This is a genomic window from Xenorhabdus mauleonii (assembly GCF_900113945.1).
In the GTDB taxonomy this organism is placed as follows: Bacteria; Pseudomonadota; Gammaproteobacteria; order Enterobacterales; family Enterobacteriaceae; genus Xenorhabdus; species Xenorhabdus mauleonii.
The window spans coordinates 1-8,933 of the sequence record NZ_FORG01000049.1; the positions used below are offsets into that span (position 1 = coordinate 1).

Annotated in this window: 11 protein-coding genes and 1 pseudogene; 11 read left to right on the forward strand and 1 reads right to left on the reverse strand. The window is 51.1% G+C overall.

What is annotated here, in order from left to right:
- The first annotated feature begins 6 nt into the window (after window positions 1–6).
- Window positions 7–150 (forward strand): tail fiber assembly protein, encoded by a 144-nt coding sequence (locus BM100_RS21435; protein ID WP_092514680.1) that lies wholly within the window; start codon window positions 7–9, stop codon window positions 148–150.
- Window positions 151–178: 28 nt separating this feature from the next.
- On the opposite strand, the gene BM100_RS21440 is transcribed toward BM100_RS21435, so the two are convergent.
- Entirely contained in the window at window positions 179–703 is a 525-nt protein-coding gene (locus BM100_RS21440; protein WP_092514660.1) for a hypothetical protein, read from the reverse strand.
- Window positions 704–932: 229 nt separating this feature from the next.
- Between BM100_RS21440 and BM100_RS21445 the strand changes: the two genes are divergently transcribed.
- From BM100_RS21445 to BM100_RS21490, 10 genes and pseudogenes are all read left to right on the forward strand, one after another.
- Window positions 933–2,105, forward strand: coding sequence for a phage tail sheath protein (locus BM100_RS21445; RefSeq protein ID WP_092514661.1), 1,173 nt, complete (start codon window positions 933–935; stop codon window positions 2,103–2,105).
- Between the two features lie 10 nt (window positions 2,106–2,115).
- The gene (locus BM100_RS21450; RefSeq protein ID WP_092514662.1) at window positions 2,116–2,631 is read left to right on the forward strand and encodes a phage major tail tube protein; all 516 of its coding nucleotides are present in this window, start codon (window positions 2,116–2,118) and stop codon (window positions 2,629–2,631) included.
- A gap of 41 nt (window positions 2,632–2,672) precedes the next feature.
- Window positions 2,673–3,014: a phage tail assembly protein gene (locus BM100_RS21455; protein ID WP_092514663.1), complete on the forward strand. Its 342-nt coding sequence runs from the start codon at window positions 2,673–2,675 to the stop codon at window positions 3,012–3,014.
- Window positions 3,015–3,028: 14 nt separating this feature from the next.
- Window positions 3,029–3,148, forward strand: a complete 120-nt coding sequence (locus BM100_RS21460) for a GpE family phage tail protein (RefSeq protein WP_175494995.1) — start codon at window positions 3,029–3,031, stop codon at window positions 3,146–3,148.
- Between the two features lie 649 nt (window positions 3,149–3,797).
- Window positions 3,798–5,893 (forward strand): annotated as a pseudogene (locus BM100_RS21465) (phage tail tape measure protein).
- Entirely contained in the window at window positions 5,890–6,354 is a 465-nt protein-coding gene (locus tag BM100_RS21470) for a phage tail protein (RefSeq protein WP_092514665.1), read from the forward strand. The pseudogene BM100_RS21465 and the gene BM100_RS21470 overlap by 4 nt, the downstream one beginning before the upstream one ends.
- The gene (locus BM100_RS21475; RefSeq protein WP_244590749.1) at window positions 6,354–7,463 is read left to right on the forward strand and encodes a phage late control D family protein; all 1,110 of its coding nucleotides are present in this window, start codon (window positions 6,354–6,356) and stop codon (window positions 7,461–7,463) included. Before BM100_RS21470 ends, BM100_RS21475 begins: the two co-directional genes overlap by 1 nt.
- Window positions 7,464–7,526: 63 nt before the next feature.
- Window positions 7,527–7,745: an ogr/Delta-like zinc finger family protein gene (locus BM100_RS21480; RefSeq protein WP_092514676.1), complete on the forward strand. Its 219-nt coding sequence runs from the start codon at window positions 7,527–7,529 to the stop codon at window positions 7,743–7,745.
- 37 nt (window positions 7,746–7,782) lie between these two features.
- Window positions 7,783–8,097 (forward strand): hypothetical protein, encoded by a 315-nt coding sequence (locus BM100_RS21485; protein ID WP_092514678.1) that lies wholly within the window; start codon window positions 7,783–7,785, stop codon window positions 8,095–8,097.
- A 486-nt stretch (window positions 8,098–8,583) separates the two neighbouring features.
- On the forward strand, window positions 8,584–8,933 hold a 350-nt coding region (locus BM100_RS21490; protein WP_217648215.1), incomplete at its 3' end, for a hypothetical protein.

Here is an 8,933-nt window from a genome sequence, read left to right on the forward strand (position 1 = left end):
ACCCGCATGCTGCAATCAAAATTATTATTAGGCCGCATCACGGATGGTGAAAAAGCGCGGTTAAACGCCTGGCTGGATTACTTTGAGTTGCTTGAGGTTGTCGATACCGCCGCCGCACCCGATATCCAATGGCCGGAACAGCCGAAGTAAATAAAAAGGGGCATAAGCCCCAATTAATCTATTGTTCAAATAACCCCAAGCGGCATGTTTTACCACTCCATGATTTTAGCGAATCGGGCTGGGTAAGATCCTTAATATATAGGCTGGCATGGTCGTCGCCAGATCCTTTCACGAGAATATCATAGTCATGATTGGCGATTGGGATAAAATGCTGGCTTGTTGTTTGCTCACCAAAATAATTATTGTAGTAATGGGTGGCTTCGATCAGTTGATCCGGTTGAATACGATACTCTTTGGTTGGCAGTGCTCCCTTCATATCCTCACTGGCAGGCATACCTTCTTTCTTACTGGTGGTAATTTGCAAGCCAAGAATACCGAAAGCGCCTGTGAGTCTCCTTTCCAGCACTTTTTTGTAGCAATCCTCTTGTTTTTTATAGAACCGAAGTACGGTATTACCACTGCTTTGTATACGGACACGGGAAGCATCAGAGCCGTTATAATCGCCCAGTGCAGGACGCAGGTAAGCATTACATCCTGTTAATGAAACAGTTAGTACCATGACCCCTATTTTTAAAAATTGCATTTTTAAATGCTTCCTTCCTCAGTTTTTACTTTTTTACTCATCTAAACATTATTTAATGGCATTAATTCATTGAAATATCAATGAGAAAATAAAAACTAAGCGTATTTTCAAAAAAGAGACAAGATGAATAGGGGTTATTTTGTGCCAACCCCCACACAACCCCCGTCAACTGCATTTTATTGTAAAGCCGACCACCATAATGCCATCCCCTTTATCGGAGCGTTTCCCTATGGCCCAAGACTATCACCACGGCGTACGTGTGCAGGAAATCAACGAAGGCACCCGCACCATTACCACCGTCAGCACCGCCATTGTCGGCGTGGTCTGCACGGCGGACGATGCCGACCCGAAAACCTTTCCCTTAAACACCCCGGTCTTGCTGACCGATGTCCTCACCGCCAGCGGCAAGGCCGGCACAACCGGCACCCTGTCAGCCACCCTGCGCGCCATTGCCGAGCAGGCCAAGCCCGTGACCGTGGTCGTGCGTGTCGAACAGGGCAAGACCGAAGCCGACACCACAAGCAATATCCTCGGCGGCGTCACCGACGAAGGCAAGAAAACCGGTATGCAGGCGTTACTGGCGGCGCAAGGTCAGCTGGGGGTCAAGCCGCGTATTCTCGGCGTCCCCGGGCACGATACCCAGCCTGTGGCCGACGCACTGGCCGGCATTGCCAAGAAACTGCGCGCCATGGCCTATGTCAACGCTTACGGGTGTAAGACCCTCAGCGAGGCCATCACCTACCGCAGCAACTTTAAGCAGCGTGAGCTGATGCTGATTTGGCCGGATTTCCTCAACTGGGATACGGTCAGGAACGGCGAGACCGTGGCCTATGCCACCGCCCGTGCCTTGGGGCTGCGTGCCAGAATCGACGAAGAAACCGGCTGGCACAAAACCCTGTCCAATGTCGGTGTCAATGGCGTGACCGGCATTTCGGCCGATGTGTTCTGGGATTTGCAGGATGTCGCCACCGATGCCAACCTGCTGAACCAAAATGATGTCACAACGCTTATCCGCAAGGACGGTTTTCGCTTCTGGGGTTCCCGCACCTGTTCGGATGACAAGTTGTTCCAGTTCGAGAGCTACACCCGCACTGCACAGGTACTAGCCGACACGATGGCCGACGCCCATATGTGGGCCATTGACAAACCGCTGACCCCGTCACTGGTGCGCGACATCATTGAAGGCATCAACGCCAAGCTGCGTGAACTCAAGGCCAACGGTTACCTGATTGACGGCAAGTGCTGGTATGACGACAGCGTTAACGACAAAGACACCCTGAAAGCGGGCAAACTCACCATCGACTATGACTACACGCCCGTCCCGCCACTGGAAAACCTGATGCTGCGCCAGCGCATTACCGACCAGTACCTGATGAACTTCGCCAACAGCATTAACAGCTAAGGGGCTAACCATGGCACTCCCGCGTAAACTGAAATACCTGAACCTCTTTAATGACGGCAACAGCTACATCGGCGTGGTGGAAGAAATGACCCTGCCCAAACTGAGCCGCAAACTCGAAGCCTATCGCGGCGGCGGCATGAACGGCACGGCCCATGTCGATTTGGGGCTGGACGACGGCGCACTGGATGCCGAATTTACCCTCGGTGGCGTGGAAGCCCAGCTGTACAAACAATGGGGCATTGAGAAAGTGGATGGCGTTGCCCTGCGCTTTAACGGCTCCTTTCAGCGTGACGACACCGGCGAAGTGATTGCCGTCGAAGTCGCCCTGCGCGGGCGCTTTTCCGAGTTTGACCCCGGCAGTTACAAACAGGGGGACAATACCCAGACCAAGGTCAGCGCCAAAAACACCTACTACAAACTGACGTGGGACGGGGAGGTATTGATCGAAATCGACACCGTCAACATGGTGGAAGTGGTCGGCGGGGTTGACCGTCTCGACGCCCATCGCCGCGCCATTGGCCTGTAATCCCTGACCCTTTATTTTCCCTTACCACTGGAACCCTGACCATGACCGAAAAAAACGCCGTGACCCAAACAGATGCAACCACCGTGACCCTGCCAGAACACACCGTCGTGACACTGGAAGAGCCGATTGCCCGTGGTGCAACCACGATTCAGGACGTGACCGTCCGCAAACCCAACAGCGGTGCCCTGCGCGGGGTGCGTTTGCAAGCCCTGATGGAGATGGACGTCGATTCCATCATGTTGATATTACCCCGCATCACCGCACCGGCATTGACCAAAAACGACCTGCTGCTGCTGGCCCCCGGCGACCTGATTAACCTGTCAGTTGAGGTGGTCAATTTTTTGTTGCCGAAATCGGTGAAGTCCGATTTCCAGAACAATTAACCGTTGATGAACTGGTGGCGGACATTGCCACCATCTTCCACTGGTCGCCTGACGTGACCGCCGGCATGAACCTGCCCGAATTGCTGGAATGGCGTTACCGGGCCATGAAACGCAGCGGGGCCGACAATGAGTAATCAGAATTTACGCTTGCAAGTGATACTGGGCGCGGTGGATAAACTCACCCGCCCGTTTAAGAGTGCACAAGAGTCCAATAAACGGCTGGCCGAGACGATTAAGCAATCACGCCAGCAGTTGAGTGAATTGAACCAGAAAGCCGGGCAAATTGACGGCTTTCGCAAGACCAAGAAAGCATTGACCGATGCGCAACAAGCCTATCGCGCTGCGAATGAACGTGTAGAAATATTGGCTCGCACGATGAAAGGCTTAGAAAACCCCACCAAAGCCCAAACCCAGCAATTTGAACGGGCAAAAAACGCCGCGGCAAAACTCAAAACAAAACATCAGGATCTCAGTATTTCCCTGCAACGCCAACGCGATGAACTGGGTAAAAACGGTATCTCAGTCAAACGGCTGGCTGAAGCCCAGCGGCAGCTTAACGGGGATATCAAACGCGCTAACAGCACCATAGACCAGCAAAGCGAAAAGCTGAAACGGTTGAAAGAGCAGGAAAAACGCCTGTCTGCTGCAAAATCTCGCTACCAAAAAACCAAGGACGTGCGCAACCAAATGGCCGCTACGGGCGCGGCTGCCACTGCAACCGGCATTGGCGCGCTTTATGGGGCTAAACGGGTGATGATGCCGGGCTATGATTTTGAAGTCGGCATGTCTAACGTGCAGGCACTGACTCGGCTGGATAAAAATGCCCCGGAATTGAAAAAATTGCGTGAACAGGCCAGAGAGTTGGGCGCAACAACCAGCTTTACGGCCAATGATGTGGCCGGCGGCATGGGCTTTTTGGCCATGGCCGGGTATGACCCCGACAAGATCCAGAAATCCATGCCCTCCATGCTGGACTTGGCCAAAGCAGCTGGCATGGATGATTCACTGGCCGAAGTGGCCGACATCGCGTCAAATATCCAGAGTGCCTATAAAATCCCCGCCGATGAAATGAAACGGGCAGCGGACGTACTGACTTACGGTTTTACAACCTCCAACACCGATTTACGCATGTTAGGGGAAACGATGAAATACGTGGGCCCTGCTGCCCAATCTGCCGGTCAGGATTTTGAATCCATGGTGGCGGCCGTCGGGTTGCTGGGTAACGTCGGTATACAAGGCTCGCAGGCAGGCACCTCGTTAAGAATGGCCCTGTTACGGTTGGCCGCCCAACCCAGTGCGGCAAAAAGTCCCTCAATGAATTGGGCATTGCCATTTCTGACAACAGCGGAAAAATGCGGACGTTACCTGAAATCTTGTCTGACTTGGAAACGGCCTTTCAAAAGCGTGGGATTGGCGGTGTCGGTAACACGAAAAAAATCGCGTTTGTGAAAAATATTTTCGGCGTTGAATCTTCCTCCGCCATTCTGGAATTGCTGGATAAACAAGGCCAGATAGATCCCGACAAGCGTATTGACGCCTATATCAAAAAAATCCATGAACAGGATGATACTGCCCGTCTTGTTGCCAAAGCCAAGGCCGACAATATGGACGGAGATATCAAGAACCTGCGTTCTGCGTGGGAAGAGGTGGGGATTACGTTATACGACGCTGTTAATGAACCATTACGGGCAATTTTCCAGAAAGCCACGGACATTATGCGTACCATCGGAGAGTGGGCCAAAGCCAATCCCGAACTGACCAAAAAACTCAGTTTGATTGCGATTGGCCTCGGTGTCGTGTTGACGGCCTTTGGCGGGTTAACGCTGGCACTGGCAGCACTGCTCGGCCCCCTTGCCATTGTGAGGTTAAGTTTGTCAGTGCTGGGGATCAAAGGTGCCGGCTCCATTCTGGGGTTGGGCAAGGCCTTTACGGCCGTCGGCAAGGTGCTGTCATGGTTAAAGGTACTGATGATGACACACCCCATTTTAGTGATCATTAGCCTGATTGCCATCGGGGCTTACCTCATTTGGAAAAACTGGGACAAACTCGGCCCGTGGTTTAAAAAACTGTGGGACAGCATTGCCTTGTGGGTGTCCACGGCGTGGCAATCCATCAAGCAAAAAATCCTGAACAAATGGGAAGAGATCAAGCTCAGTATTGCCACTAAATGGGACGCCATCAAAAAATACATCGCTGATAAATGGACGGAGATTGTCGAGGACACCAAAAAATTGCCGGAAAAATTTAAAAAATTCGGCACGGACATCATTGAGAAATTGATCGCCGGCATTAAGGCCAAGTGGAAAGAATTCAAGCAAAGCGTGTCTGAGATGGGAACGCAATTTAAAGACGCCATCACCCCGGAATTTATGAAGGAGCAGAAGAAAAATCCCCATGTTCAACAGGCACTAGAATCCTACCGTAATGCATCTGGCGGTAATCCCTTTGCGAACTTTGCCGGTGCCCATGACAGCGGCGGTTACATCCCGGCAGGAAAATGGGGGCTGGTCGGGGAAGTTGGCCCGGAACTGATTAACGGCCCGGCACAGGTGACCAGCCGCCGACAGACTGCCGCACTGGCGACAATGGCCGCCGCCGCTTTATCCATGGGCAGCCTTTCCCCGGCTGCCGCCCAGCAAGCCCCGTTACACCCCTACAGCCTGCCCGCCGCCCAATACCACAGTGCCGGGGTGACCGTCATTAATCACCCGCCACAAAATCATGACCGCCCGGCGTATAGCATTCAGATTTACCCAACCCCCGCCCAATCGCCGCAGGACATTGCGCGCATGGTGGCCCAAGAACTGGATCGCCGGGAACGCCAACAACGTGCCCGTGCCCGAAGTCAATTTTCTGATAGTGAGGACATTTATTCATGATGGCTGCATTGGGTTTATTTGTGTTTATGCTGAAAACCACACCGTACCAGAACCTGCAACATCAGCAGGCGTGGCGCTACGGCTTCAATAACCGGATAGGCGCCCGCCCGGCGTTCCAGTTTATCGGGCCGGGCAATGACACCCTTACCCTCTCCGGCACACTGCACCCGGAAATTACCGGCGGTCGGCTGTCCTTGCTGGCGCTTGAACTGATGGCCGAAAGCGGCAAGGCGTGGTCATTTCTGGACGGCAGCGGCACGATCTATGGCATGTTCATTATTGAGAGCATTGACCAGACCAAAACGGAATTTTTTGCCGACGGCGCCGCCCGCCAGATTGACTTTACCGTCGCCCTGAAGCGTGTCGATGAAAACCTCGGTGAGATGTTCGGCGACCTGCGCCGCCAACTGACTGACCTGAAAACGAATGTCACCAATAAACTGAACGGGATATCACGCTGATGCCTTTACCCTCCCTGCCAAAAATGGACTGGATAACGGGAAGCACAAACACCCCCGTGTATGTCCTCAGCGCCAACAAAACGAATATCAACGCCCGTATCCAGAACCGCTTAATGTCCCTGAGCCTGACCGATAACCGGGGCTTTGAGGCTGACCAGCTCGACATTGAACTGGACGACAGCGACGGCCAGTTGTCCCTGCCCCCACGCGGCACCACCCTGTCATTGCACTTGGGTTGGCAGGGGGAAGCCTTGATCCATAAAGGCACCTTTGTAGTGGATGAAATCGAATACAGCAGTGCGCCGGATAAAATCAATATCCGCGCCCGCAGCGCTGACTTTCGGGCGAGCCTCAATACCAGCCGGGAATTGTCCTACCACCAAAAAACCCTCAGCGACATTGTGAGCACCATCGCCACCCGTAACAACCTTAAGCCTGAAATCGACAGCGCACTGGCCGGCATCCGATTAAGCCACATTGACCAAACCAACGAATCGGACGGCAGTTTCTTAACCCGACTGGCGAAACAGGAAGGCGCCATGGCCACGGTCAAAAATGGCTACCTGCTGTTTATGCGGCAGGGACAAAACCAAACCGTCAGCGGCAAACCCTTGCCGACCGTCTCCATTACCCGTCAGTCTGGCGACGGCTATCGCTTTTCACTGGCAGATCGCAATGCCTATACCGGTGTCTCGGCCAGCTGGCTCAATACCCGCCAACCCAAGGCCAAAGAAAACGTCACCGTCAAACGCAAGCGACGCAAAGCCACGCCGAAAAAAGAAGAAGAAAAACAAGGGGATTATCTGGCTGGCAGTGAAGGCAATGTGTTGGTAATGAAACACACGTATGCCAATAAAGCCAATGCGGAACGGGCGGCCAAAGCAGAATGGGAAAAAATCCAGCGCGGAGTAGCCTCTTTTTCCCTGCAACTCGCCAAGGGGCGACCGGAATTGTTTCCTGAACTGAAAGTCAGGGTCAGTGGCTTTAAACCGGAAATCGATAAGGCGGACTGGACACTGGTCACCGTCACCCATACGCTCAATGACAGCGGACTGACCTCGGCCTTAGAATTGGAAGTCAAGGTTTCCGATACTGACATGAGCGCGTGATCTGCTATACTCACGCCATTGCCTAACAGAACTGGCAGCCCTTTCCGAGCAGGTACGCATATCATGATGAGATGCCCCCTTTGCGGCCACGTCGCCCATACCCGCAGCAGCTTTGAACATACACCCCAAACCAAAGAACGTTACAACCAGTGCCAAAATATTAATTGTGGTGCCACGTTCGTCAGCCATGAAACCTTTGTCCGTTATGTTGCCAAGCCAACGTTAATTGAAGCGGCACCGCCCCATCCCGTGAATGGTCAGCAAACTGTCATGAACTTTTGATAAGCACAATTGAATAAATAAGCACCAAAGGCACATCATGATTCAATCGGGTGTGCTTTTTTTTATGGAAAAAATATTTTCTGCGGGGATATTTTTGAGGGAAAACAGGCGTGAAAAAGGCAGTGTGTATTTATACAGCGTCGCCAAAGTGCTGCCAATCTGCCGCCAATTTAGCGATTTTGTGCAAACGCAGAAAAGAAAAAAGCCACCTGATAGGTGGCTCTTTCTAACCCTAACCTGCTGTATTACCGCAGATTTTTATATGGTGCCCAGGGCGGGACTTGAACCCGCACAGCCTTACAGCCGAGGGATTTTAAATTCCTCATTATATTTATATTTATCATATAGTTAAGTTAATTTTTCGCTATACATGCCATTTTATGACACTAATAAATTCAATGAGTTACAAACATAAAAAGGTTGATATCGTGAATAAAAACACAAGGTACTTCTAGTCCCTTGGTAAAAAACTTTAGTAAAAATAATTATTTTTCATTTATTTTATATTAATAAAAACAACAAATTCTGGCATATAATTTAAATAAATAATCAGCGTAATAGATGTTATTTTTTATTAAAAACATGCCATATATTTAGCTTATTTCCCCACCAAAAAGCGCACTTATTTCAACCATCCTCACATATATCTTCGCAACTGCATATCTTGTACATTAATCGGGCTAAAAATATGAGGATTTTTTACCCATTATCTCCTTAGTATCCCCCAACTAAACACTGCTGTTACCTTACCTACCTAATTTTCCTACTCCTAACAAACCTTGGTTTAATAGCACAAGGAACGGGCAATTCAACCATCACCGTGATGAGCCAGAAATCGGTGACTGATCTAGCCAACAAGAAAGCCGATGCAGAAATATTCGATTCATCCGGAGCGACACGGATCTTCAACTCCCCTAAAACTCACTATATCCGTGTTTCTCAAGGTGGCTACCTTGAATTTAGAAGGGTCGAAGATGATGTCAAGATTGTTCAGTTTACCCCCGATGGCATCATGACCGACGGTGAAATTCCGATTAATCTTGTCTCAGGATTTAATGAAATTTTTGTCGGCTCACTGGGACATTTTCCGTTTCGGGCGACGCAATTGCCGAAAAAATGGTATGCGCTTAATGGTGATCGCTTCAGCATCACATCAGCGCAAGGGAAAGCATTAAAATACCTGCCGGA

Coding starts and splice junctions, on each gene's coding strand:
- BM100_RS21435 (WP_092514680.1), top strand. CDS start 7: ATGCTGCAATCAAAATTATTATTAGGCCGCATCACGGATGGTGAAAAA.
- BM100_RS21440 (WP_092514660.1), bottom strand. CDS start 703: ATGCAATTTTTAAAAATAGGGGTCATGGTACTAACTGTTTCATTAACA.
- BM100_RS21445 (WP_092514661.1), top strand. CDS start 933: ATGGCCCAAGACTATCACCACGGCGTACGTGTGCAGGAAATCAACGAA.
- BM100_RS21450 (WP_092514662.1), top strand. CDS start 2,116: ATGGCACTCCCGCGTAAACTGAAATACCTGAACCTCTTTAATGACGGC.
- BM100_RS21455 (WP_092514663.1), top strand. CDS start 2,673: ATGACCGAAAAAAACGCCGTGACCCAAACAGATGCAACCACCGTGACC.
- BM100_RS21470 (WP_092514665.1), top strand. CDS start 5,890: ATGATGGCTGCATTGGGTTTATTTGTGTTTATGCTGAAAACCACACCG.
- BM100_RS21475 (WP_244590749.1), top strand. CDS start 6,354: ATGCCTTTACCCTCCCTGCCAAAAATGGACTGGATAACGGGAAGCACA.
- BM100_RS21480 (WP_092514676.1), top strand. CDS start 7,527: ATGATGAGATGCCCCCTTTGCGGCCACGTCGCCCATACCCGCAGCAGC.
- BM100_RS21485 (WP_092514678.1), top strand. CDS start 7,783: ATGATTCAATCGGGTGTGCTTTTTTTTATGGAAAAAATATTTTCTGCG.